This is a genomic window from Flavobacterium aquicola (assembly GCF_003385115.1).
Taxonomy (GTDB): Bacteria; Bacteroidota; Bacteroidia; order Flavobacteriales; family Flavobacteriaceae; genus Flavobacterium; species Flavobacterium aquicola.
This window is the reverse complement of record NZ_QUNI01000001.1, coordinates 436,828-463,461: the sequence shown is the minus strand read 5'-3', so window position 1 is coordinate 463,461 and position 26,634 is coordinate 436,828. Positions and strand designations below refer to the sequence as shown.

22 protein-coding genes are annotated in these 26,634 nt (G+C 32.9%); 2 read left to right on the top strand and 20 right to left on the bottom strand.

The annotated features are described in order from the left end of the window. Window positions 1-11: 11 nt before the first annotated feature. The 15 genes from C8P67_RS01840 to C8P67_RS01770 form a co-directional block, all read right to left on the bottom strand. Window positions 12-1,256 carry a glycosyltransferase family 4 protein gene (locus tag C8P67_RS01840; protein WP_115809768.1) on the bottom strand — a complete coding sequence of 415 codons (1,245 nt, stop codon included), beginning with the start codon at window positions 1,254-1,256 and terminating at the stop codon, window positions 12-14. Next, the gene (locus tag C8P67_RS01835) at window positions 1,253-2,335 is read right to left on the bottom strand and encodes a glycosyltransferase (protein WP_115809766.1); all 1,083 of its coding nucleotides are present in this window, start codon (window positions 2,333-2,335) and stop codon (window positions 1,253-1,255) included. Before C8P67_RS01835 ends, C8P67_RS01840 begins: the two co-directional genes overlap by 4 nt. Before the next feature lie 63 nt (window positions 2,336-2,398). Next, the gene (locus tag C8P67_RS01830) at window positions 2,399-3,301 is read right to left on the bottom strand and encodes a hypothetical protein (RefSeq protein WP_115809764.1); all 903 of its coding nucleotides are present in this window, start codon (window positions 3,299-3,301) and stop codon (window positions 2,399-2,401) included. Between the two features lies 1 nt (window position 3,302). Continuing rightward, window positions 3,303-4,346, bottom strand: coding sequence for a glycosyltransferase (locus C8P67_RS01825; RefSeq protein WP_115809763.1), 1,044 nt, complete (start codon window positions 4,344-4,346; stop codon window positions 3,303-3,305). Then, the gene (locus tag C8P67_RS01820) at window positions 4,343-4,993 is read right to left on the bottom strand and encodes a DUF1919 domain-containing protein (protein ID WP_115809762.1); all 651 of its coding nucleotides are present in this window, start codon (window positions 4,991-4,993) and stop codon (window positions 4,343-4,345) included. The genes C8P67_RS01825 and C8P67_RS01820 overlap by 4 nt, the downstream gene beginning before the upstream one ends. A 3-nt stretch (window positions 4,994-4,996) precedes the next feature. After that, a complete protein-coding gene (locus tag C8P67_RS01815; protein ID WP_115809760.1) occupies window positions 4,997-5,536 on the bottom strand; it encodes an acyltransferase in 540 nt (179 codons plus the stop codon). 4 nt (window positions 5,537-5,540) lie between these two features. Further along, on the bottom strand, window positions 5,541-6,401 hold the full coding sequence (locus tag C8P67_RS01810; RefSeq protein WP_115809758.1) for a glycosyltransferase family 2 protein: 861 nt from the start codon (window positions 6,399-6,401) through the stop codon (window positions 5,541-5,543). Between the two features lie 25 nt (window positions 6,402-6,426). Continuing rightward, window positions 6,427-7,782 carry an MATE family efflux transporter gene (locus C8P67_RS01805; RefSeq protein WP_245980356.1) on the bottom strand — a complete coding sequence of 452 codons (1,356 nt, stop codon included), beginning with the start codon at window positions 7,780-7,782 and terminating at the stop codon, window positions 6,427-6,429. Further along, window positions 7,761-8,759 (bottom strand): acyltransferase family protein, encoded by a 999-nt coding sequence (locus C8P67_RS01800; RefSeq protein ID WP_115809756.1) that lies wholly within the window; start codon window positions 8,757-8,759, stop codon window positions 7,761-7,763. Before C8P67_RS01800 ends, C8P67_RS01805 begins: the two co-directional genes overlap by 22 nt. A gap of 72 nt (window positions 8,760-8,831) precedes the next feature. Then, a complete protein-coding gene (locus C8P67_RS01795; RefSeq protein WP_115809754.1) occupies window positions 8,832-10,244 on the bottom strand; it encodes a UDP-glucose 6-dehydrogenase in 1,413 nt (470 codons plus the stop codon). Between the two features lie 57 nt (window positions 10,245-10,301). Continuing rightward, complete coding sequence (gmd, locus tag C8P67_RS01790; protein ID WP_115809752.1) at window positions 10,302-11,423, bottom strand: GDP-mannose 4,6-dehydratase; 1,122 nt, start codon at window positions 11,421-11,423, stop codon at window positions 10,302-10,304. A gap of 99 nt (window positions 11,424-11,522) precedes the next feature. Next, window positions 11,523-12,476, bottom strand: a complete 954-nt coding sequence (locus tag C8P67_RS01785) for a GDP-L-fucose synthase family protein (protein ID WP_115809751.1) — start codon at window positions 12,474-12,476, stop codon at window positions 11,523-11,525. 80 nt (window positions 12,477-12,556) lie between these two features. Next, on the bottom strand, window positions 12,557-12,895 hold the full coding sequence (locus C8P67_RS01780; protein WP_115809749.1) for a hypothetical protein: 339 nt from the start codon (window positions 12,893-12,895) through the stop codon (window positions 12,557-12,559). Between the two features lie 43 nt (window positions 12,896-12,938). Next, on the bottom strand, window positions 12,939-13,940 hold the full coding sequence (locus C8P67_RS01775) for a mannose-1-phosphate guanylyltransferase (RefSeq protein ID WP_211319879.1): 1,002 nt from the start codon (window positions 13,938-13,940) through the stop codon (window positions 12,939-12,941). Then, a complete protein-coding gene (locus C8P67_RS01770) occupies window positions 13,940-14,365 on the bottom strand; it encodes an adenylyltransferase/cytidyltransferase family protein (protein ID WP_115809745.1) in 426 nt (141 codons plus the stop codon). Before C8P67_RS01770 ends, C8P67_RS01775 begins: the two co-directional genes overlap by 1 nt. 586 nt (window positions 14,366-14,951) lie before the next feature. Here C8P67_RS01770 and C8P67_RS01765 point away from each other — a divergent pair. Beyond that, a complete protein-coding gene (locus C8P67_RS01765) occupies window positions 14,952-15,419 on the top strand; it encodes a UpxY family transcription antiterminator (protein ID WP_115809743.1) in 468 nt (155 codons plus the stop codon). A gap of 91 nt (window positions 15,420-15,510) precedes the next feature. Here C8P67_RS01765 and C8P67_RS01760 read toward each other — a convergent pair whose 3' ends face one another. From C8P67_RS01760 to C8P67_RS01740, 5 genes are all read right to left on the bottom strand, one after another. Further along, window positions 15,511-15,714 (bottom strand): helix-turn-helix domain-containing protein, encoded by a 204-nt coding sequence (locus tag C8P67_RS01760; RefSeq protein ID WP_115809741.1) that lies wholly within the window; start codon window positions 15,712-15,714, stop codon window positions 15,511-15,513. Between the two features lie 135 nt (window positions 15,715-15,849). Continuing rightward, window positions 15,850-16,080, bottom strand: a complete 231-nt coding sequence (locus C8P67_RS01755; protein WP_115809739.1) for a helix-turn-helix domain-containing protein — start codon at window positions 16,078-16,080, stop codon at window positions 15,850-15,852. Window positions 16,081-16,729: 649 nt separating this feature from the next. Next, complete coding sequence (locus C8P67_RS01750; RefSeq protein WP_115809737.1) at window positions 16,730-18,937, bottom strand: hypothetical protein; 2,208 nt, start codon at window positions 18,935-18,937, stop codon at window positions 16,730-16,732. Then, window positions 18,934-19,671 carry a hypothetical protein gene (locus C8P67_RS01745; protein ID WP_115809735.1) on the bottom strand — a complete coding sequence of 246 codons (738 nt, stop codon included), beginning with the start codon at window positions 19,669-19,671 and terminating at the stop codon, window positions 18,934-18,936. The genes C8P67_RS01750 and C8P67_RS01745 overlap by 4 nt, the downstream gene beginning before the upstream one ends. A gap of 7 nt (window positions 19,672-19,678) precedes the next feature. Further along, window positions 19,679-20,104, bottom strand: coding sequence for a T9SS type A sorting domain-containing protein (locus tag C8P67_RS01740; RefSeq protein ID WP_170141388.1), 426 nt, complete (start codon window positions 20,102-20,104; stop codon window positions 19,679-19,681). Window positions 20,105-21,272: 1,168 nt separating this feature from the next. On the opposite strand from C8P67_RS01740, the gene C8P67_RS01735 reads away from it, so the two are divergent. After that, on the top strand, window positions 21,273-26,594 hold the full coding sequence (locus C8P67_RS01735; RefSeq protein WP_115809731.1) for a polyketide synthase: 5,322 nt from the start codon (window positions 21,273-21,275) through the stop codon (window positions 26,592-26,594). The last annotated feature ends 40 nt before the right edge of the window (window positions 26,595-26,634 follow it).

Here is a 26,634-nt window from a genome sequence, read left to right as displayed (position 1 = left end):
ATTGCAATAGTTTATAAAATTTTTAAAGAAGAAAGGGCCTCGGCCATTTCCTGTCCATAAACTGACCATGGCCTCGTCTGCGCTTTATTTTGAGCTTCAATCCCGAATTGTTTTACTATTTCCGGTGTTTCAAATATCTTTTCGAATACTTCTTTTATTGCTTTTGAAGAGCCTGCTGGAACAATCCATCCATCTTTACCATCCGTGATTAGATCGGGTCCTGCAGTACGATCTGTTGTAATTACCGGAACTCCCTGGGACATTGCCTCTGTGATTACCAATCCAAAACCTTCAAAAAGAGAAGGGAAAACAAATACATCATGTTCGCGCATACAAGCCAATACTTGATTATGTGACATTGATGGAATCCATTGGTGTTTCTCTAAGGCTTGATTCAAAGCCAGACAATCAGGAACTGCTTTTTGTCCCACAACCGTTAGTTCGGCTTTATCTTGTAATCCTTCGACAGCTTCAAACAAATAAGAAATTCCTTTTCTTTGGGATAAACCGCCTACAAACAAAATTTTCAATTTACGATCAACAAGTGGCTGATATTCTTTTTTTTCATTAGCAGCTGGAAAACCATACGGAATTACTTTTATTTCCGACAAAGTTCCCGAATATTCATCTAATGTTTTTTTTGTAAAACTGCTGGCAACAAAAATGACATCTGCCAAGGCCAGCTCCTGATCTTTTTTATTCAGTTTATCTTGGGAGTCATTAAAACCTGTAAGTGTGCTTGACCAATCAGGATTGATATCAAATTCTTTTTCCATTAATAGACGGGCACTTTTCCAATATCCAATAGGTAAATCGTAAATACAATAAAGTCCTAATTGTTTGGCTTTTGTAAAAGTTTCTAATGCACCATCTTCATATCCATAAACACCTGATAATCCTTCTTTTTTTGCTTTGGCTAAATTTGTTACCACCCATTTTTCGTGCTTTTGATAAACTTTATCAATGCAAAAAATGCCTTTTTCATGTTTTACCAAATATTCTAAATGCAATTTTGAAGCTAATAAACGGCCAAACTCAAAAAAAGATTTTGATCGGGTATAAGGCTGCCATGTTTTGTCTAAACTCCTTCTTTTTAAATCTTTTAATTTTGGATTACTGCTTAACTTATATAATAATTGGTCCGGAAATATCGCAATTGATGTAAATAATTTATAAAGCAGTCTGTTATTCAATAACCCAATGACTAAATTTTTTGAATTTGCATTTAAAGTCGGATGAGATACAAGTAACTTCATGATTTAGAAATTGAATTAATAAATTGCAGTGCCATTCTATGCAGATCAAACACCTCAACATTTGCCGCAATTATATTCAAATGATTTTTTTCATATTTAATAATCTGCGGGATTTCGTATTGTCCCTTTGTAGGCGTCCATTTGCGTGAAACACTGATAGTATTTACCTGATGTTCTCTATATGCTGCATAAACACCACTTTTTTCAGTCTGAAAATAAGGAGTTGTAGATATGCCAAAATCACTATTTATCAGTACTTGGGATATTGCATTTTCAGATTGTATGCCCAGAACTTCATACCCAATATTATAATTTTCCAGAATCGATGTATAGTGACTTAATTCAGAACCATTTTTACCAATAAAAATAAATTTTATAGGCTTGATAAATTTATTTGAACTGCTCATCAAATCAGCAATAAAATTCTCGAAAGGTGCACCAGCATGAATACTGCCAAACAAAACAAACTGAGTGAAGTCAGTCACTTCTTTTTTTACAGCTGTTAATGGTATGTTACCGCAAATGGGCAAAACTTCCGTAGTAATATTATGAGATTGAAGAAAGAACTGATATAATTTATTTTGCGTGTTAACAGAACGTGTTTTAGTATTTTGAATTATTTGTTTAATTATAAACTGCTGCAATTGACCAATACATTTGTGCTTAAATGAAGATTCTTTATCTATTCCCAGCCACAATTCATGAAACATGATATGCCATTTGTGTTTTCCTTTTAATTTCTCTAAAAATGCAGGCAGCCAAAACGGCAGACCTTTTGGATTAAAACTATAAGGAACAAACTGCAGGCTTATCCATTCTGGATTAAATGCAGCTATGTACTGTGTTACTTTAGTAAGACGAAGCTGTGATGAGGTACTAGCCGGTATACGTAAAACAGGTATAGCAGTGCCTTCACATTTCTGAGATTCTTCACTAATGACAATTTTACTATTATCGTTTAATGCTATAATAGCAGCTTGGTGTCCTTTCCTGATCAGTTCTCCAGCCAATCGACGGGTGTAATCTCCAACTCCATCAAATCCGGGTTCTAAAGAACCACATAGAAAAAGTATTTTCATTTGTGTTATTTAATTTTTGCTATAAGCAACAAAGCTCTTTTCAAATTACTTTTTAATGTGGTATTACCCAAGTATCCTTCCAATTATAGAAGCTAACTTAATATCAATTTTTTTCATCTTTAATTGTGATTCTGTATAAATCTTAATAGGATGCTGGCAGTAGTTAAAAAACATTTTTGCAGCAGTACTAGGTTTAAAACCATTTACAATTAATTGTTTGACAAAATTGTTTTTCCAGGGTTTTATACTTTCAACAGCATGTGCCATCAAATATGCGGGATCTGTAAATCCCATTCCTTCACTTCCTATGATGCTAAAAGAAATATCTGATGATATAGTCATTGCCGCATTCAGTAAATCCTGGTCTCCTTTAAAAGCACGAAAACCATCTTTTTCGAATTTAGATATATCTCCATTGCTGGCTTTATAATTGTCCGTAAGCAGAATCCATCGGTCTAATAATTTAAAACTATCTGCGTGTATGCCAATAAAGCCGCTGTTTACATAATAATTTAACTCAGATCTCGACTGATTATTTGCTAGTCTTTGCCATTCTTTTCTCCAAGGATGATTTTGGTGTACAAAGGGAAAACAATTATCAAGGCAGACTGAAACTCCAATATCTGTCCAAGAGGATATAAATGACCAAGGAGCATTTATCACAATATCAGGATCGAAATAATATATATTGGTCACATTAGGATTTTCTTGAATAACCTTTTTCATGAAGGAAGGTTTATAATATCCAAAATGCATATCAACTTCTAACAACTCAAAAACTAACAGAACATCATTGGAAGCCTTGAAATTTTGACCTGATTTTTCTAATTGATTTATCCATTGCGGTAGGCTTCCTCTATATCCGATATAAACAATTCCTTTAAAAGAAGACTGAATTAAAGAGTTAACTAAAGCTCCGACGCCTTTTTCATAATGCCCTTCAAAAAGTGTTGTAACAATCTCCATTTTAATTTGACGGTCTATATTGAGCGTTTAGTGCAAATAATCTAGTGTCCAAAAAGCTGTCTCTTTTATTATTTTTGACTCTAATAGTTGTTTTCAAACTGCCCAAATTCGTGTATAGCTCTTGTGTTAAATCTAAAATCTGGTACTCGCTTTTTTGAAGAATTTTCTTTTGATAAATGATTTTAACATACACTGAAATTATGTTTTTGATATTTCTTAAAGAGATGTATCTATAATCATTTTTAAAATTTATTGGTTTAATTTTATCTAAATCATATCCAATCAGAAGTGGGCTTGATAGGCCAAAACCCAAAAACAATTTTTTATAATAATTAATTTCGGTTCTGCTTCTAGGAATATAATGATGAAATTGTAATTTTTTTGTCCATGAAATTTTATAACCGATCATTATTAACGCTAAACACAGCTCATGGTCTTCGCCGCTTATTAATGATGTTCCAATTCTGCCTGTAGTTTGAAATTCAAATTGGTACTTATTTTTTAGTTCTAAAAAAGCATTTTTATTTAATATCATGCCTGCGGAATAAACCACTTTTCGAGTATTAGTTATGTCGCCTTCTTCTAAATACTGCGCACCAAGTGCTAATGTATGATATTGGTTTTCCCAAAAACAAGGAGGCTCTTGTCCTTCAAATACTGGTATGCCATACGCTCCAATTACCCCAATATTTACATCCTCTTTGATTAAGGTTAATGCTTCATATAAATATTTTTCAGAAAGCCAATTATCATCATCGCAAATTAATGAATAATCAAAAACAGAATTCTCTATTCCGCATAAAAGCGCTGCAGATTTGCCAGGGGTTAATTCTTTAAGGATTCGAAAATTTGGGCTGTTTTCTCTTTTTCCATTTTCCCATAAATTGCGGGCAAACTCAAAGGTGTCATCGGTTGAAGCATTATCTATCACTATTACCTCCCACTGATCTTTATCAATACCAACTTGATTTAATAAGTGTTCAATAGTTGGTTTTAATCTATTGACACTATTATAACAACAAACTATTACACTTATTCCCATCATGGTTTTCTCATTTTATATTTGAATTTGGCAAGCAAAAATCTCAAATAGCGTTTAGTTGAAATCTTCTTTACATTCCATAAATTCCCATTTGAATCTATCCATTTGTCAACATCAAAATAGTCTTTTGATAATTTATATAAAGCTTTTCCATCGGTAACATAATCATTAAAAGATTCACGAATCTGGATTAGATTATCAATTTCAATTCTTTTTTTGGCCGAAAAGAAAATTTTATTATAAGGAATTGAATTCCATAAACCGGTATATTCTGCCCAGTTATTAATTTCTCCATCACAAGCTTTGATAAACCAATTGGATGAATCTTTTGGCATTCTGTCCAATCGTCTGTTCCATTTTGAGATTGCTTCATTTTCATCTTTGTAGTGCAGAAAATGAATCTCAATATCATCTAGCAAACCAATAGGGTATTTCTCTTTTGAATGGAGCTTTTCGTATTCTTTACACTTTGTTTCTTTTACAAAAACTAATTCCTGATTAAGATATTCGGGCAGATCATTTGCCATTTTAGCAAACTGCAGGGGAGGAATAAATAATCCGACAAAGGGTGAATTATATTCGATATTTCGCTCAATATAAAACTCAGCGCCCCAGCAATTATTTGATATGATACAAAATTGACTATTCATGATTTATTGAAATAACCTTCTGTATTTTGCGCTATAATCAAACTTATCCGCTCTCATTTTAATAAATTTCGCAGGAATTCCGGCAACGACATTACAAGTTGCAACATCTTTTGTTACTGTTGCTGAAGCTGCTACAACTGCACCAAAGGCAATATTTGTTCCAGGTAATATCATAGCTCTTGTTCCTACCCATACATAATCTTCGATTGTTACCTTTTTATCACGTGCCTCAGTGATATCAAATAATTCATCATGATCTGCAGTTAAGATGACAACATCTTCAGAAATAGATACATTGCTTCCTATTTTTACACTGCCTCTGGTGTCAATTCTGCAGCCACCGTTTATAACAGAGTCAATACCTATTTCTAAACCTTTGGTCGAATCAAATCTGCAGTTCATATAAATTGTGCTTCCTTTCCCAATCTCAAATCCCATAGCCTTGCGATAGTAAAACAAACGTATGGAATGACTTGGAACATGAGATATTACATGATTACATACATACAGTCTAAATTCGGATAAAATATTTCTAATTTTCATAAAATCAAATTGTTGCAAATCGAACCATATTAGAAAAAAGTTTGTAATTCCAAGGGCTTCTGCCTTTTATAGTTGATTTTATGTAAAATATTGCTCCAATTAGAATGCCTTTTCTATATTTAAAACCAAATTTTTTAGAAAGCTTTGAATGCCATATAGGAAGGACATCGTTATAATAACTTTTTAATTCTCCCAGCGGAATGGTTGAATTGTTCGTTTCATGAATTCTGTAATATCCAATTACTTCATCACAATAATACAAAGTTCTGTTTTCCGCATATCGCAGCATTAATTCGGCATCGCAAACTTGAGTATCTAAAAATAGCTTACCATTCAGTTTAATTTCATCTAATTTTTGTTTTCTGAAAATTGTAAAAATTATATGAAAAGGATTCTCGAATGCAATTTTTTCAAATGCATTTTCAATATATCCCGATTTTATGAATTCATTTTTTAATGTGTATTTCGTAATGCTTGTTTTTTCAAAAAGCATTTTATACTTAAATGAAATAAAATCGATGTTTGAATCTGATAATTTTTCTACTCCTTTTTCGATAAATGTATTTTCATGAATATCATCGGCATTTGCAATGACAATATATTCGCCTGTTGCTTTATCATAAACATTATTCCAATTGGGACCAATTCCTAGATTTTTTTCATTTCTAAATAATTTTACTTTGGATTGCTGAGAAAATAAATTATTGAGTATCTCCCACGTTCCGTCAGCCGAATAATCATCTTGTATTATTATCTCAATGTTTTCATACGTTTGTGAAAGAAAACAATTTACTGTTTGTTCAATATATTTTGCTGCATTATAAACAGGAATGCAGATGGACACTAATGGAGCAGTATTATTCATATCACAAAAATTAAAAATTATGGAACTAAATTGATTTTAACTGCCGAATCTTAAATAGTGTATAAAATGAATATATTAAAGTTTGAATAACCGAAATAAATATATTGAAGCGCAATACACCAATCAAGCTTGAAACATCAAAAAGGAAAATACCAATTACGATACATAGTAAATTAGTTATAATATATATGTAAGGATTAATAAGCCAGCCTCGGCTTGAACTTAGAGAAAATAATAAACCAGTCATTAATCCCAAACAGCTTCCTATCACATTCAAAACTAGTGCAGCATCGAGACCTCTATAATTTCCGCCTAATATCCATAAGAATTGAGTCGAAAAGAGTGAAATTCCCAAAACAACAAACAGACATATTACTATTAAAATTAGGATATTCGATAAAAACTGATTCAATAGTACTTTGTATTCATTTTTCTGGCGGGCAAAACGAGGCACTAATAATGTGGAAAAGATTGTAGCAAATAATCCTAATAACACAGATACTCTTCCCAAGGCACCTACTTGCGCAACTGATGTGGCGTTTCCAAAAATTGAAATCAGCCAGACAGTAATCTGTCCAGATAAACAATAGTAGATTGCACCAGGCAATACACGTTTAACAACAGTTAGGATTTCTTTTTCGATAATTGGATCAGGAATCTGCTTATTATCGACAAAATTTTCTGCAATTTTTCGAAGCTTTATGTTTCCATAAATTCGGGGAATTCCTCCTGCCAAAACAGCAACAAACGTCCATGGAAAAATAAAAATTGTCAATCCTGTCAGAACAAGCCGTCCAATTCCTACTGATATCTGGTTCTTCTGTAATGGTAGTATATCCTGATGCAGTTTTGGAAAAATTTCCAGCAAAGAATCGGATAAGGCTGCAAAAAAAGCAGGAATTAAAGAAACAACAATTAATATAGCAGTTATCCAGTCTGCATCATTTCGCAATAACAGATAAATTAATATAGGAATTGCAAACAAGAGGCTTCCTAATGCAAACTTGCGCCGTAAATTTAACCCAGTAGCCAGAATAACACCCAGCTTTTCCTTGTCCTGCCAAACTTTTCCCCCTTGTGACAATACTCCTGTGCCAATTCCTCCATCAGCCAACAGCGTCATAGTTCCCAGCATAGTATTGGACAAGGTGTACAATGCATATTCATGAATGGGTAATAAGTGTATAATCAAAAGACCACTTGCAAAACCGACTCCTTGTACGATGATTTGTGCAGAGCCAGTAATAGTTATTAGCTTTCCCCATTGCAGTGCCTTATAATACTGTGGATGTCCTTTTATCCTATTTAGCATACTTCGATTTAAAATAAGATTCATTTGAAAAATATTCTGCTGTGTTTTTACATTCTCTTCGAAACCCATTTTTTTCTTAATTTATCTAGCGGCATATCATAATATTGATAGACTAAAATTGAAAATAAATAAGTAGCAAGCAGATAGCCCAATGTATAGGGAATTCTATCTATTTTGGTAAGGTCTTTTATATAATAGTTATATGGTATTATAAACATCCAATGGCTTAAATACAGGACATATGACATACCGCCTAATAAAACATCTTTGGAATCACTTTTTCTTACTACACTGTTTGCCAGCAGAGGTATTAAGAATAAAGAAATTAAAATATTGAAAAGTTCATTGTAACTAATATTCGATTTGACCATTGCAAATAAATCAGGAATTATATAATGCAATATTAAAATCCCTATGAATAAAGCATTGAATACAGTCTCTGTCTTTGGTTTAAATTCTATTTTAGATTTATAGATTTCTATTCCTATTAGAAAAAAAACTAAATATTTAAGTATCGTTTTACAGATGAATAATTCTGTGAATAAAAAGGAGAGTACCAATGTTAAAATAAAACTGATACTTATAAATAATATTCTTTTTTTTCTTTGCTGTAAAAACAGCAGAAAGATTGGCAGCAACAAATAAAACTGCAATTCAATATCCAGAGACCACGCTGGAACTAATGGTGCAAAATTAAGCTGATTGTAGCCTAACATAAAAATATTAATGAGGGCAAAACCAATGCCGCTAAATGATGTAAAATCTATTCTTTCTATAGATTGTATATCAAATATAAAAAGCATTATAAATGTTAAAACACTTATTAAGTAATAAACGGGAAGCAGGCGAAAAATTCTGCTGCAATAATAAACCAATAACGGCTGCTTTGTTTTGCTATATTTTGTCTCATACATTAAAGATACCCAGTATCCGCTCAGGATAAAGAAACAATATACAGCAAGATGTCCAATAAAAACGAACTTAGTAATATGAAAAAGGACCACTAAACTTGCTAAAGCAAAACGAACTAACCCTGGTTTTATCATAAACTTAATTTTATTTATCTCATCGTTAGAAACATCAAATCGTGATTTAATTAAAGGAGGTCTGCAGAATTCTTACCCTTTGCCGATTCCTTTAATTTCAAATCCTATGGCATGTAATTTTGCGGCATCTAAAATATTACGTCCATCGAATATAAATGCAGGCTGGTACATTTTAGTGTAAATAGTTTCCCAATCGTAGGTTTTAAATTCATCCCACTCAGTAAGAAGGGCAACAGCATGTGCTTCATCAAGGGCTTCCATCGGATTGTCGTAAACAAAAATCTGATTTAATTTAGAAGCTATTTTATGTTCTGAAAGTCCGTTTAATTCCCATAAATAGCGCATGTCAGCTTTAATTTTGGTTTCCGAAACTTTTGGATCATATACATGGATTTCGGCACCGTCTTCAATTAGATGATCTGCTACATAAATAGCAGCCGATTCGCGGGTATCATTGGTGTCTTTTTTAAATGCCCAGCCCAAAAACACAATTTTTTTTCCGCTTACGGTATTAAAAAGAGAGCTAATGACTTTTTTAGCAAAACGGTATTTTTGGTAATCATTTATAATAATTACTTGTTCCCAATAATGAGCCACTTCGGGTAAATTAAAATAACGGCACAAATACACCAAATTTAAAATATCCTTTTGAAAGCAGGATCCTCCAAATCCTACTGAGGCTTTAAGAAACTTTGGGCCAATACGGCTATCAGTTCCTATGGCATTTGCAACTTCATCTACATCAGCTTCGGTAACTTCGCACAAAGCAGATAATGCATTAATCGACGAAATTCTTTGTGCAAGAAATGCGTTGGCAGTTAATTTTGATAATTCCGAAGACCATAAATTCGTAGTTAAAATTTGTTTTGGCGACAGCCAATGTGCATAAACATCAACTAGGGACTGAATAGCTTTTTTACCGCTTTCTGTTTGTTTTCCGCCTATTAAAACTCGATCAGCATTTAATAAATCTTCTATTGCTGTTCCTTCTGCTAAAAATTCTGGATTTGAAAGTACTTCAAAATGAACACCATTTCCAGTTCTATCCAAAATTGTCTGCAATGTTTGTGCAGTTCGTACAGGAAGAGTCGATTTTTCGACTATAATTTTATCATTTTTAGCTATGCGGGCTATTTGTCTGGCACATAATTCAACAAACTTGAGATCTGCTGCCATTCCTTTTCCTTCGCCATAGGTCTTGGTAGGAGTATTTACCGCTATGAAAATCATGTCTGCAGCTTCGATTGCACTGTCTACCTCGGTAGAGAAAAATAAATTACGTCCTCTTGCCTGATGAATGACCTCGGCAAGTCCAGGCTCATAAACAGGCAATTTTTCTAAATTTTCGTCATTCCATGCCGCAATCCGATTTGTATTTAAATCTACAACGGTCACTTTAATTTCTGGACATTTTAATGCGATTACTGACATTGTTGGGCCACCAACGTAACCAGCTCCTAAACAGCAAATATTTTTGATCTTCATTTCAATATTTTTTTGAGAGGTAGAAATTGTATGTTATAAATTATTGGCTTTTATGTACTATTCAAAATAATTTAAAATAGTGTAACCTCCTTGTTTCAAATATTGGTCTTTTCTCATAAGTTTTAAATCAGACTGCATCATGTCTTTTACCAAGTCTGCTAAGTCATATTGACATTCCCAACCCAATTTTGTTTTGGCTTTTTCGGGATTGCCTATTAGTAAATCTACTTCTGTAGGTCTAAAATATTTTGGGTCAACTGCTAATACTTCTTTTCCTATTTGAACTTGATATTTTGGATTACTGCAGGATATGACATAGCCTTTCTCTTCGCTGCCTTCGCCTTTAAATTCCAATTCAATTCCCACTTCGGCAAAGCTCATTCTTGCAAATTCGCGGACGGGAGTAGATATTCCTGTAGCAATTACCCAGTCTTCTGCTTTATCAGCCTGCAAAATCATCCACATCATTCGCACATAATCCTTGGCATGTCCCCAATCGCGTTTTGCATCTAGATTTCCTAAATATAATTTGTCCTGCAATCCCAGAGCAATTCTTGCAGTCGCCCTAGTAATTTTGCGAGTCACAAAAGTTTCGCCGCGAATAGGTGATTCATGATTAAACAAGATGCCATTGCAGGCATACATCCCATAAGCTTCTCTATAATTTACGGTGATCCAATATGCATACATTTTGGCTACTGCATAAGGAGAACGCGGATAAAAAGGAGTCGTTTCTGATTGTGGAACTTCTTGCACTTTTCCATATAGCTCCGAAGTCGAGGCTTGATAAATCCGGGTTTTCTTCTCTAATCCTAATAAGCGAACCGCGTCCAAAAGTCTCAAAGTCCCTAATCCATCTGCATTTCCTGTATATTCTGGAGTTTCGAATGAAACCGCTACATGACTCATTGCTGCCAAATTATAAATTTCATCAGGCTGAATTTCTTGAATTAAGCGAGTTAAATTTGTACTGTCAGTCATATCACCATAATGCAGAATAAAGTTTCTGTTTTCTACATGAGGGTCCTGATATAAATGATCAATTCGATCTGTATTGAATAGGGAAGTACGTCTTTTTAAACCATGGACGATATAGCCTTTTTTTAATAAAAATTCACTTAAATAGGCTCCGTCCTGTCCTGTTACTCCCGTAATGAAAGCTGTTTTTTTTAGACTCATAATTTAATTATTAGACACAAGGCATTGTGGCGCAAAATCGCAAAATTTATAAAGTGATATAAAGGTATTTTGAAGGTAATAGATTGAGGAATTAAGCTGCTAATATTCCTTTTGTTTGAAATTTGTGATGTTTTCTAAAAACCAGGTGTAAGTTTTCTGGATTCCTTCTTCCAAATCTACCTGGTGTTTCCATCCAATTTCATTCATTTTTGAAACATCCATTAGTTTCCGCGGTGTTCCGTCAGGCTTAGTATCGTCCCAGATAATATCTCCGGTGTGGCCTACAATTTTTTGGATTGTAAGAGCTAAATCTTTTATGGTTAAATCTTTTCCGGTTCCGATGTTGTATAAATTATCTGGAAGTTCGTTTTCTAAAGCAAAAACTACTGCCTCTGCCATATCATCGACAAATAAAAATTCCCGCATCGGTGTACCGGTTCCCCATAGGACCACTACTGCATTATTGTTTTCTTTTGCTTCATGAAATTTCCGGATCATGGCAGGCAGAACATGAGAGCTGTTCAAGTCAAAATTGTCGTGAGTACCATATAAATTTGTTGGCATCAAACTCACAAAATCTTTATCGAATTGTCTGCGTATAGCTTCACATAATTTTACACCAGTGATTTTTGCCAAAGCATACCATTCGTTTGTTGGTTCCAAAGAAGCTGTCAGTAAATATTCTTCCTTTAGGGGCTGAGGAGCTAATTTTGGATAAATGCAAGAACTTCCTAAAAAAATGAACTTATCTACACCTAGTCGGTGGGCCTCATTAATAAGGTTATTTTGAATCTGCATGTTTTCCATCAAAAATTGAAACGGAAAATTATTGTTTGCCAGTATACCGCCAACTTTTGCAGCTGCATCGATAATAACATCAGGTTTTGTTTTTCGGATATAATCGCGGACTGCTTTTTGTTTTCTTAAATCCACTTCTTTGCTTGTGGCCCCGATTAGATTAGTGTAACCTTTCGCAGTCAATGTTCTCCATATGGAGCTTCCTACCATTCCGTTATGCCCGGCAATATAAATTATAGAATTTTTATCAATCATTGTCGGTTTTATTTTTTTAAAAGTAATCAATTCTAATTTAGAATTGCGATTTATGTCTTTAATCCATTTAGGAATTCTATTTATCTAATTGAATGAGAGATCATTAGTTTTTTTAGCAAATTCAATGACATGTGTTCATGTCCTTTTAAGAGCTTTATTTTATCATAGTCAATAGTTTCCAGAAGATGTCTGTCCATAGCCTTTAAATCTTCCCAATGGAGTGTCATGGCATAATACATCTGATAATATTTCTGGAGCACCCGAAAAGTATTTTCTTTGATATCTCCTTGAATATTGACTTTTTGATCCTTAGCTAAAACATCTTTTAATTGCTGGTCTAACTGCAGTTTATAATCTGCAATAAGGCGTATGGCTAAATCAAATTCTTCAGAGGTAATAATCTTTTTTTCTTCTGACATAGTAATTCCAAACTAATTTATTCACGAACCATTTACATGTGTTTTATAGTAGGGGAGAAGCAATAGATTCTAATTGCTGGTAAACTTGTTTTACCTCCTGAGAATTTTCCTTCTGTAAGACCATCAAAGCATCATCTGTATAAATCAAAATACAATTTTTAACACCAATAAAGGTGGTGTGCTTTGTAGTTCCAATCACAATATTTCTGTTTGCATCGGTTGGGTGGTCTTTCTGAATTAAATAATCATAAACTGATTCAAAAGAGCCTAAATCCGACCAATCAAAATGAGCAGCTACCACTTTAATGTTTTTACTGCGTTCCATTACTGCATAATCAATGCTTATTGAAGGAATATTTAGCGATAATTCATAGTCCAAAAAACCATTTTTATTCGCCTCCCACACAGCTTTCGATGCTAGATAAACTTCGGGTTCCTGTTTTTCGAGTTCTGCTAAAAACTTTCCTGATTTGAAACAGAAAAGTCCGCTGTTCCAGAAATAATTACCATTTTCCAGATAAGCCGCTGCTTTTTGTAAATTTGGTTTTTCATGAAATGCAACGACATTTTCATTTTCAAATTCTATATAGCCATACCCAGTTTCCGGTTTAGTAGGTTTTATGCCAAAAGTTACAAGATAATCCTGATTAGCTAATGCGATTGCCTGTTGTAAAGCAAAATCATACAATTCAGTTCCTTCTATTAAATGATCTGATGGTGTAACTAATAAAATATCTTCAGGTTTTGATGCAAAAGCAGCAAAAGCAATCGCAGCAGCTGTATTGCGCGGCACCGCTTCAACAATATGAGTAAAAGGTTTGTTGAATTTAGACATAATGGTATTACTCATTTCGTAATTTTCAATATTTCCTACAACTATCGTTTTATTGGAAATATTTTCATTGCGCGCCACTGTTTTTTCAAAAAGCGACTGACCATCAAAAAACTCAAGATATTGTTTTGGCTGGCTTTTTCTGGAAAGAGGCCACAATCTGCTGCCAATTCCGCCTGTTAAGATAACATGAGTAATGATGGCAGCTGACATCAGATTACTTTTAAAAGTTCTTTTTGATATACCTCTTGACGCAGGCCAGTACTCGAAAAGCGATGATCTCTAGTGTTAAAATAAAGCTCAATGCCTTTTTGTTCACAATATGATCTGCCTGTAAAATCTCTGTCTTTATATTCATCACCCACAATGCGTATATTAATTGTAAATGATCTTAAAACATCTTCTAAATCCTGCTCGGTAGCATAAGGAACTATTTCATCAACAAATTTGCACGCTTTTAATTGTATATAGCGCTCGACAACTGTTTGAGTCGGTTTGTTTTTTGTTGGGCGGTCCAAGGTTGGATCTGTCTGTAAACCAACAATTAAATAGTCACAATGCAGTTTCGCTTCTTCAAGCATTTTAACGTGCCCAGCATGTAATAAATCAAAAGCACTAAAAGTTATTCCAGTTTTCATCTGTTTAATGTTTTAAATTAAAAATCGGTTTTGATAATGTAGTTTGATTTGTAAAAAATATTGTAAACCATTTTAGTGAGGTTTTCATGTGTTTTTTTTGAAAAATGCATAAGGGTACCCCGTGAATAGTTACATTTTAACTATCCAAAAAAGAAAAATAAATGGTGTAAAAATTAAAAAAAATCATTTCTTAATTGCTACAATATGATCTAAACCTCTGGAATAAAAAGCAAGAAATTTAAATCGATATTATCATAATCTTAACAATGATAATAATGATAAAATTAATGCAGTGATGAGTATAAAGAACAAAATTTTAGTTGCTAAAAGTCCTTAATCAGGAAAAAAAAATATTAAAACAATAAACAAATAATGTGGAGTGAATTTAACTTTACAATGATAACTCCAGCGATACTTTTGATTCTAATCTTTTTAATAAAAATTGCAATACAATAATAGTCAGTGTGCAATAAAATAGAACATATAATTAGTATTCTATTTTTTCTATCAATTGAGAAAAGGAATTGTCCTTAAAAGTTAACTAAGAAATGTATGCAAGTAATTATGAACTAAAAAAATTATGATTATGAAATGGTACGTAGTTTACACAAAACCCAAATGGGAAAAAAGAGCCACAGAACAATTAACTAAATTTGGAGTGAATTGTTATTGTCCCTTAATCAAAAAAGTTCAACAACGATCAGACAGAAAAATAAAGGTAGAAGTTCCATTATTCGATCATTATATATTTGTACAATTAGCGCAAAAAGATAGAAATTTGGTGTTTCATTCTCCTGGAGTTGTTAGATATTTATTTTGGTTAGGAAGACATGCTATTGTAAGAGACCAAGAAATTGAAACGATCAAAGAATGGCTGAATTGTGGAGATACTGCCAAAGAAATATCAGTTATGCAGTATCAGATTGGGGACAGAATACATTTGAATTCGGGTCCTTTCTGCGATCAAAATGCTGTGGTCAAAGACATCACAAAAACGCATTACGTTTTAATTTTAGAATCTTTAGGATATGTTTTAAAAGTAAAACATCAATAAACGAAAAAATAGAGTTTAAAAAACAATCTAATATGCAACTTTTGAACTCTGTTTTTTTTCCGAAGATAGTAATGAATGTAGTATGAAAATATTAATTTTCCAATTTGAAAATTTCACTTTTTTTGACTCCTAATATCTTAACAAGTCTGTCAAGTTTAGATAATTTAAGATCAACCATTCCATTTTCAATATTTTCGTAATTTTTTATACTAATTTCCATTTGAATAGCTATATATTCTAGAGTATGGTTGTTTTGCAATCTATACTCTTTAATTTTTGAATAGTAGTTTTCCATAGTCTTATTTTTTACTTATTTAATTCATTTATTTGAAAAAGATTGTAAAAATTTCAAATGCTGAGATCTTATAATTGTCTGCAAAATTTAAAATACTATTTTGATAAATAATTACATTAATTATCTCAATGTATTTTATTGGGTCTCATTAAAAAAAATTGAAACATCGAACTTAAATATAAACTCAGTTGAAACCTGTAAAACTTTTGAAATTTCGATTAATTTAGAAACTGTTAAATCAACATCGCCTCTTTCAATTTTACCATAACCACTTGCGCTCATTTTTAATTCAGCCGCTACAAATTCTCTAGTTAAATTTTTTAATTCTCGGATCTTTTTAATATTTTGATATACACTATATTTCATAAAAACTAAGAATATAAATAATTCATATTTTTAATTACTCCTTTGATCTTTAAGATTGTTAATAAAATATAATCTGATAAATCAATAATTTGTTCTTGGTTTTGTCCGTCAAAAAAATAAACCTTTTGCAGTAATTATTTGACAACTTATAAAGCTGTATGACAGCTTTAATTCTTCAGCCCGTTTTAATTTTCTGTTAAAATTATATAAGGTTTTCAAATTTTAATAATAAATCTGTCCAAACGATTTTAAAAACCGATTAAGTACAATATATTAATTTAATGGCTGTCAGTTACTTATATTAATGAAAGAAAAGGTTTATATTGTCTGGTATTACTAGGGTTGATATATTTTTTTATAACACTTAAAGGATTTTTTTAAGACAGAATTGAAATTCGGATGTCAAATTCAGAATTGTTTTAGAGAGAAATTAAAAGCGGCAGTTAATTTTTGAGATGTTATATAATTACAGAAGCAGATTTTGAAAAAAATCTAAATGTATTTTATAATAGTCAACTCATGAATGGTAAAAGCGAGATGAATCTAAAAAAAAACAAAGGTCCAGATTAATTGTGCTTAATCTGAACCTTATTGTGTGGTATTTGTAATTGAATTATTTAGTTGTGCTTGCTTTTTTTGAGCATATTGTTTACTGAGTTACTAATATTTGCGGATACGGAGTTGAACTTGTATTTATGATAGTTGTCGGAACATTTTCCTTTAAGTTCACTAATAATTTGCTATACTCTGGGTATGATGAAAAAGTACTATTTACAAATATACCATGAGTTTTTACAGTTGCGCCTCCAAAACGCCCATTAACTGTTGAGTTTATTATATTGTGATTTTCTTCATAATATATTGTATTTGCAAATACTGTAATATTATCTAATAAGTTACAGCCTTCCATCGTTGTGCTTTTAGAATTGAATACAAAGGCAGCGGTATTATTTTTAAAATTACAAGAATAATAACTTAAATCACCATTGATAACGGCATTCTCTTTATAAGTATAATCTCCTAGGCTCCCACTAGGTGCTGATCCTTTGTTATTAGTGAAATCACAGTTGGCTGCAATCGCAAAATTCTGTCCTGAAGTATTTAAAGCTGTGTTATTGCCATCAAATTTACAATCTACCCAAGCATTTAAATTATCTGCTCTTGTTGCTCTCATAGAAACTGCCATTTCGCATTTTATGAATTGATTTTTATAAAACATAGTTTTGTCTACAAAACTTGAAGTATCATTATCATTTGCCCATGGAGTAAGCGGATCTTGAAAGAAGCCAATTTTACAGTTCACAAAGCCTAAATTTTCAAGGAAATTATTATCAAATCCTCTTATTCTTCTTAACTGTATACCGTAAGTTTGATTTCTGAATACTACAAACTTCATTTTTTGCAGTGCCATATGCTGTGTTCCAAATTCTTGCGAAGAATACACACCAACGCTTCCTCCTTGAAGTGTCAAATTAGCTAATGTAAAATTAGTATCCTGACCGCCAGTAAGAGATATTAGCGGAAAATCATCCGTTAAGCCGACAATAACTGTTTTGCCAGTTCCTTGACCTACAATACCGTGATTGGAATCTATTGGTAGTTTTAAAGTAGTTTTTATATAAAAAACGCCTTCTGGTAATTCTGCAATTCCTTTACTGTTAATTAAATCTTGGATATATTTTGTCTGGTCAGGTTTATTTTCTCTGTTTTTTTTCCAATCCGCTCCAAGTGGATCTGGTAATGTTTCCCAATTTGCTCTGGTCCATGGCTTGTATTGAGATCCTTTTATAGTATTTGTCAAAGTACTAACTAATGAAGTATTGCTTATAGCTGCTTTTTGTTCTACTCCATTATACTTTATTGCATTAGTTCCATCGAGATTTGCTAAAAGGTCAAACCCTGTAACGGTTCCAGGTTTTCTTACATAGTTGCCTAAACCAAATACTAAAAACATATTACTTCTTAAAGACAAAACATCTTTAGCAGTTCGTAGAAATTTATTGTAAAAGAAAACATTCTTTGCATCAATATCATAAGATGGAGTTGGATCAGATTCGTAACTGCCGCCACCAAAATCAGTTATTCTAACATCTCCCATGTTTTTAGCCGAAAACATTGCTTTTGTTCCTTCACTTAAAAGATTCCATCCTTCAGCATCTAAACCAACAAAAGTAGCAGACTGCAGTCCGTCAAGTTCAGTTGTGTCTCCATGAGGAGTTAGGAAATTAGTGTGTAAATGCACATTACCGTAGCTTGGCGTAGTAGTATTACCTTTCATGACAAGGAGATTGGAAACTGTCCCAGTCTGATGTTTGATTATCTTATTATTTCTAAAATAGCCTGACTGGCTGCAATCGATTCGTATTGGTCCTCCAAAGTCTATAAATGAATTTCCATCTATCGTTACATTTGTGCCCCGTAAAGTGGCCCATTTAATTGTTTTAAAAGTGCATCCCGAAATAATACCGCCTGATTCAAGTGTTATGAACTTATCAGATGGGAATAGATTCTCTAAACGAACATTCTTACTTCCTGCTTTAATTGTTATATTTGAAACTTTTGTTAATGATGGGTGTCCATAAAGTTTTTGACCATCTTTCATTATGATATCAACTCCAGAATAATCTCCCTTCTCCAATCGTACCGCACCGTATTTGTCTAATGCAGCCTGAATGGTTCCTTTTTGTGCAATTGGTAGTAAATATGCCTTAAAATATTCGATTTCTTCTAGTTGATTGCTAACTCCTGTCCCTGCCTCTGGAGGTGTAGGTACAACTGGTGCCTCGTCAATAGAATATTGATAGTTTTGTGAAAAAACTGCGGTTGTAAAAAATAAAAAATAAATTAAATGTTTCATTGTCCTGATATAATATAGGAATCGAGACCTGTTTTTCTAAGAAAACCAAATCTTACGTTTCCAGCAACACTGCTAAATTTTGCAGTACCCGTTGCATTATAGTTGATTGTCACGCCTGAAGATGCCTGTATTGTTAATACCGCACCATTATGAGCTTCTAAATTAATAGTATCACCAACCGCCATAGACCCAAACCCGGATGATAAGGTTAACGTGGCCGATGATGTACATTCTATTGTGTTATTTATATCTGCTGCTGTAATGTTTCTAGAAGCAGTAAAGGGAATAACAACAGCTTTATCATTTGTTGTTCCGCTTGCGCCTATAATTCTGTCAGCAGTTTTTGCATGTAATGCATAAGGTACACTCAACAGCTGTGTAACTCCTATAATATTATAATTAACACCACCAGCTACATCAACTTGCGTTTCTATAAAATATGGACCTTTTTCCCAAGCTATGGTACTAAAATTTCCTGTGATATTATTTCCTGTTCCAATTTCAAGAGAAACTAAACCATTATTATTTGTGCTAACGGTATGAGTTTCTTGGTACGTTTTAGTTCCTGTTGCTGTACCTTGATGTATAATAATCTTAAGACTTATGTTTGAGTTAGTTACCAAGGTGTTGTCTTGTGCTCTAATAATTGCTTGATAACTCATTTTTTCTGGTGACTGTGAAAATACGTTTAGTGTAACAGTCACAAATAATGCGAGGGTAAGTGCAAGTTTCATTGTTGTTTTATTTTTTTAATATTTTAAATGTTTTCGAAACTTTGTTGTTTATATTTACTCGGAGCATATAAATAGATGGACTAAGGCCATTTAAACTAATTTGAGTTTCGGTTTGATTAATTGTGTTTTGCTTTAAAAGCCTTCCTTGTATATCATAAAGCTGATAGGTACGCTTTTGATTATCATCTGCTTCAATTCCTTTCATGTTCACATTCACAAAATCTGCTGTTGGATTTGGGAAAATAACTATTTCTGTTTTAGGTTCAATAATTTCTGGAGTACCCAGAGTTTCTTTTATTTCTTGATGCTGTATACCTTGAGCCACATTGTAAACTGATTCTCCTATGTAAGTATAAAATATCTGTCCGATTGAGTAGGTTACAGTTCCAGAACTTCCTATAGCATTGCTGCCGGAGGTAATTATAGTTTCCATAATTTCATTATTAACGGTCTGAGTATTTTGGCTGATACTTTTAAAAGAAAAAAAGAACATCGTAATAAGTAGTAGGTTGAAAAATTTTAAATTGGGATGCTTCACAGTTTATTGACTTTTAATTAGTTGAAATTATTTCGGCGGCAAAATTATTTAAATAATGAAATAAAATCGAATAATTCCCATTTTTTTCGATAAACTACACAATATGTAATTGTTTAACGGTTAATTACTTACGTATACGGGGGAATTTACATGTTTTTGACGCTCAATAAATCTTGTGTAGAGTTTTTTAATAAGGAAATGTTTAAGGTTATAAATTGAAATTTTTATGTATTCGCTACATTTTCATGTATTTAAATAATAACGTCTGTTTATTTGATTAATTATTCGGACCTGTCCTTTTTATTTAATCTTTATAATACTGGGTCATATTATTTTTATTTTACAATTAATACTGCCTTTAATAGCATATTTGGTATTTAGTTAACACATATTTAGTTTATTTGAACGATTTGGATAAGATGAAAAGCACGAAAAATTATTTTTTGTAAGAATATGTGGTCGATAAAACCTTTTTACTCAAAAATAATATACCTTTTTAAGAAAATTAATTTAGAAACCTCCGTCATCTTCCTGGTCGAAGACTCCCACACTAGTAAAAAATCAATTGGATATAAAGAAATTATTTGTTTTAAAAACTTTGGGCAGCATTTTCATTCTTTAATTATATAATGAGTATGGAGTGAAGCTATTTAGGTGAGATGTAATTGCAAAAGTCTAATAATTGTTATAAAGCTTCGCTGCAGATAATTTATGCAAAAAGGCATTGTCAGATTTAACAAAATTGTTTTAACCAATTTAAAATATGCTATTCATCGATTATAAAAGCTTTATACAGAAAATGCAAGTTTTAGTGAAAAATTTTTCCTTTTTTTGATTAACTTATTGAATAATAGGGTGTAAAACTAATTTAAAAAACATCAAAGTATAGAACAAAACTAATTATAATTCTTTCTAGCTATTTATTGATTAAGTAGGTAATTGTAAATTAAAAATGTTTTCCTTCTGCACTAATTGAACTGAAAGGTTGAGATCTATTTAACGCTTTTATAAGTTTAACTTTAATTTTTATCACTTACCCAACTTTAATTTTAATCTACTTAAAATGAAAAGAACTGACAATAATAGTTTATATAACGAGATAAGTTGGACTAAAATGTCTTATCCCAAAAGTACATTGCATGAACTTTTTGCAGAGCAGGCTGCATTGTCTCCAAATTCGATAGCGACCGAATTTGAGAATAAAAAGTTCACATATGGGGAATTAGACAAAGTGATAAATCAAATGGCAAATTATTTTTTGGATCAAGGTTTGCGTCCTGGACAAATTGTTGCTGTTTCTCTCGATAGAACCCCTGAATTACTTGTAATTATATATGCAATTTTGCAATGTGGTGCAATTTACCTGCCGTTAGATACGGAGTATCCTGAAAAACGTATTAAAAATGTTATTTCAGATTCTGAGGCTTCATTTTTTATAAGCCGATTTTCGGAAGTTATCCCTCAAAATATTAAATTTATTGATATCGAATTGTTATTCAAAGAAATAAATAATTTTTCATCAGCTCCTCTAAAAATTAAGACTTCACCAGAATCTATTGCTTATATCATTTACACTTCAGGCTCCACAGGACAGCCGAAAGGCGTTCAGATTTCTCACAGCAATGTAGTAAATTTCAGCTATTCGATGAAAAAAACGATGGGAATAAATGAAAAAGACAGATTTTTATCTGTAACCTCTATTTCATTTGATCCAATGGTTTTTGATGTATTTGTTTCTCTGCTGCTGGGATCACGTGTTGTGTTTATTGATAGAGAATTGATAAAAGATGGCGGTTTGTTATTAGAAAAAATTATAGAAAATAAAATTACAGTAATTGCAGGTACTCCAAGTTTATGGCAGATTCTATTAGATTCTGGATGGAAAACGCAGCTGCATTTGAAGGCCATAACAGGAGGAGAAGTACTGCATAAATCTTTGGCAGATAGACTGCTTTCTAAAAGCAGCGAATTATGGAATCTATATGGACCAACAGAAACAACTGTAGCTTCTTTTGTTTCGAAAATTTCTAAAGATGATGAAATTGTAACAATTGGAAAACCAATTGATAACACTTTTGCATATTTATTAGACAATAATAAAATGCCTGTTGATTTTGGGGAAGTTGGGGAAATTGCAATTGGAGGAGATGGTGTTTCATCAGGTTATTTAAAACAGAAAGAGCTTACAGATAAGCAGTTTATTAAAAACACTTTCAATGATAACGCTTTTAATAAATTATACTTAACTGGTGATTTGGGGAAACTTTTACCTAATGGAGACTTACAATATGTAGGCCGTTTTGACCAGCAGGTAAAGATAAGAGGACATCGAATAGAATTAGGAGAAATTGAAAAAGCAATTGCATCACTATCAAATATAAAAACTACTGTTGTTTTAGTTAATAAAGATTTTGGAGAACCAAGATTAGTTGCTTATCTAGAATCTATAGGGGATAATCAAGATTCTAGTGAAGTTAGCAGAAATCTTAAAATTATTTTACCAGATTATATGATACCCTCAACTTTTATGTGGGTTGATAAATTTCCTATTACCAAAAATGGTAAGATAGATAAAGAAAAGCTTCCTAAGCCAGAATACATAAGATTGGATTCTGCACCAATTTTTAGAAAACCTAGAACAAAGTTAGAAAAGGATATCGAAGAGATTTGGAAAGAGCAGCTGCGGTTACCTTTGATAGGGATAGATGATAATTTTTTTGAAATAGGAGGGACTTCTATTTTAACACAGCGTGTTGCTACTAGTTTGAAAGAACATCTTGGCCAGCCGATAGCAGTTACAAAAATTTATCAATACCCTACTATTGCTGCCTTATCTGAATATTTAGAAGAAGATAATAAATCTACTAATCTATCTGGTTTTGAGAAACCGAAAGAAGATAGAAAATCAAGCGATGTCGCTATTATTGGAATGGCCGGGAGGTTCCCTGGAGCACAATCCATAGATGAATTATGGGATGTTTTAAGAGAAGGAAAAGAAACGACTTCGTTTTTCAAATCGGAAGAAATAGATCCTAGTATTTCAGAATCTTTACGGAATGATCCTTTGTATGTAAAAGCTCGCGGTATTTTACCTTCTGCAAAAACATTTGATGCTGAATTTTTTGGAATAAATCCAAAAGTTGCTGAAGCTATGGATCCTCAACAGCGCATCTTTTTAGAAATTGCATGGGAAGCACTTGAGTCTGCAGGGCATTTGCCAAAACATTATAAAGGCAGTATAGGAGTTTATGCTGGAACTGGAACTAATACCTATTTTAGAAATAATATATTTCCCAACAAAGATTTGCTTGACCAAGTTGGTGCTGCACAGCTTGAAATGGTAAATGAAAAAGATTATATATCCTCTAGAGTTTCCTATCATTTGAACTTGAAAGGGCCGGCCGTCAGTATTCATTCTGCTTGCTCAACTTCTCTGCTTGCTATCGCACAAGCAGTCGAAGCAATTAGAAATGGTCACTGTGATACGGCACTTGCTGGAGGTTCTAGTGTAACTGCTCCTATTTTTAGCGGAAATCTTTATCAGGAAGGTTCGATGTTAAGTTCTGATGGCCATTGCCGTGCTTTTGATGCATCGGCAAAGGGAACGGTGTTTTCCGATGGAGCAGGAGTTGTTCTTCTAAAAAGTCTGGATGCAGCCCAAAAAGATGGTGACAAAATTTATGGACTCATCAAAGGGATAGGAATTAACAATGATGGGGGAAACAAGGGCAGCTTTACTGCTCCTAGTACAGAAGGGCAGGCTGGTGCCATAATGAAAGCAATTCAAGACGCGCAGGTTTCACCTGATTCAATCAGTTATGTAGAAACGCACGGTACAGCAACACCACTAGGCGATCCTATAGAGATTGAAGGGCTTAAAATGGCTTTTGGCAAACAATCGAAAAAAAGTTTTTGCGCCATTGGCTCCGTAAAAAGTAATATGGGACATCTAACAGCAGCAGCTGGTGTAGCTGGATTGATTAAAACAATCTTGGCTATGAATAACAAGCTCATACCGCCTTCATTAGGTTTTGAGAAACCTAATCCGGTAATCGATTTTGAAAACAGCCCATTTTTTGTCAATTCTAAGTTACGCAATTGGCATACAGATGGACCATTAAGAGCAGGGGTGAGTTCCTTTGGCGTTGGCGGAACTAATGTACATCTTGTTGTAGAAGAATATCCCTTTGAGCAAAAAAAAGCAAGTCCAGTTCGGCCGCTTCAGTTATTAATGTGGTCTGCAAAAAATCAAAACAGTTTATTGGGATATGAAAATGCATTGAATGACTTTATAGATGCATCAAAAAACACAGCATTAGCTGATATAGCGTATTCATTGAATGTAACTAGAGAAGACTTTAGCCATCGAAGCTTTTTAGTAACGGATTCTGCGAATGATACTTCCGAAAAATTAATTTCTCAGAAAGCAAAAAATATTAAATCCTCAATAGTAAAGGTTGTACCCAGCGAAATGGGATTTCTTTTTCCAGGACAAGGGGCTCAGTATTTGCAAATGGGTAAAACACTTTATGATAACGAAAAAGTATATCGTGAAGCTGTAGATAAATGTGCGGAACTATTGATGGAAGATTTAAAATTAGATATCCGTGATATAATTTATCCAGAAATTAACTCTAGTCATGCTGAAGAGCTTCTAAAAGATACCCGCTTGACACAACCTGCTTTATTTGTTACAGAATATGCATTGTCACAGCTGTGGATGAGCTGGGGAATAAAACCAACTTTTCTTTGCGGACATAGTATTGGCGAATTTGTGGCTGCACATTTAGCGGGAATTATGAATTTACAAGATGTATTGCATATAGTTGCCGTGAGAGGCCGTTTGATAAGCGAACTTCCTGGCGGAGCAATGCTTGCAGTTCGCGTTCCGGTAGAGAGATTATATGAATTGCTTCCTGATACGCTTTCGGTTGCGGCAATAAATTCTAATCAGTTTTGTGTTGTATCAGGAACTAAACAAGATATTGATAGTTTTAATCAGAATCTTGATTCTCTGGATGTCCCAAACAAAATACTTCTTACAAGTCATGCATTTCATTCTTTCATGATGGATCCTATTTTAGATTCTTTTAAAGATGAGCTGGAAAAAATAAAACTAAATATTCCTCGATTACCGATTATTTCAACAGTGACAGGAACTTGGCTTACTGATATAGAAGCTACGCAGTCAATTTATTGGGTTAATCATTTAAAAAACACAGTAAGATTTGCAGATGCTATGGATACAGCATTTGAATTAGATGATTATATATTATTAGAAGTAGGTCCTGGCCAAACTCTTACTACTTTGGCTCGTCAGCAGGCTGTTGGTAAAGTTATATCTGCTTTTCCGAGTTTAACTTTTCCTAAGGAAGATAATGAAAATGAATATTCAACTTTGTTAAATGCTCTAGGAGAGTTATGGATTAGAGGTATAAGTCCTGATTGGAATTCCTTTTATAATCAGCAGCAAAGACAAAAAGTAAATCTGCCAAGTTATGTTTTTGATCGTAAACCTTGCTGGGTTGAACCCTTAAGCATCATAGAAACCACGGTTATACGAAAAGAAGTAATTTCAGATGTTCCTTTAATTTCAAACGCTTCTCTCGATTCAATACCGAAAGATAACACCATCAAAAAACATGATTCAAGAAAAGATTCTGTTCTTTTTAAGATATCAGATATTATAAAAAATGCCTCAGGTATCTCATATGAATCAGATGCAGTTTCTAATACATTCTTGGAATTAGGTTTAGATTCATTATCTCTAACTCAATTATCGGCAAGATTGAAGAAAGAGTTTAATTTGCCAATTACTTTTAGACAGCTGAATGAAGGACTTACATCTCCATCCCTTTTAGCTGATTACATAGATTCTAATCTTCCCGAGGAGAATCTTGCTGATTTTGTAGAAGGAAATGAAATGATTCCAAGTAAAACTGATGCATCTAATATTTTGGCAGAAACTGTACAATCAGAGTCAAATCAAAATCAGATTTCACTAGAACTAATTGCTCAGCAAATTCAGCTTTTGAACCAAAAATTAGGACAGTTACAAAATTATCAAGACACTTCATTAAATGGGACAGCTTCAGTTGATAGTACAAATGCAGCATCTTTAGATTCAATTAAACTGCATAATGGGAATGGGAAGCGAATTAAAACAAATGGAGCTTTAAAACTTGAAAATCCTTTTGACATTTCAAAGATTAACGGTCAGCAGTTAGTTGAGAATAATATCTCAGAAAAAAAATATATCATAATGGCTGATGAACCTCCTGTTCCTGGCAGTAAATTGGGACGGGATGAATACGGAAATCCTGCCTGGTTTATCGAAGATTCTAATCAAAAAGGAAAATTCGTGAAGGTTAAGTTATTAGAATAATATGAGCAAAATCCAATAAGTGACGTTTTTTTAGATTGTC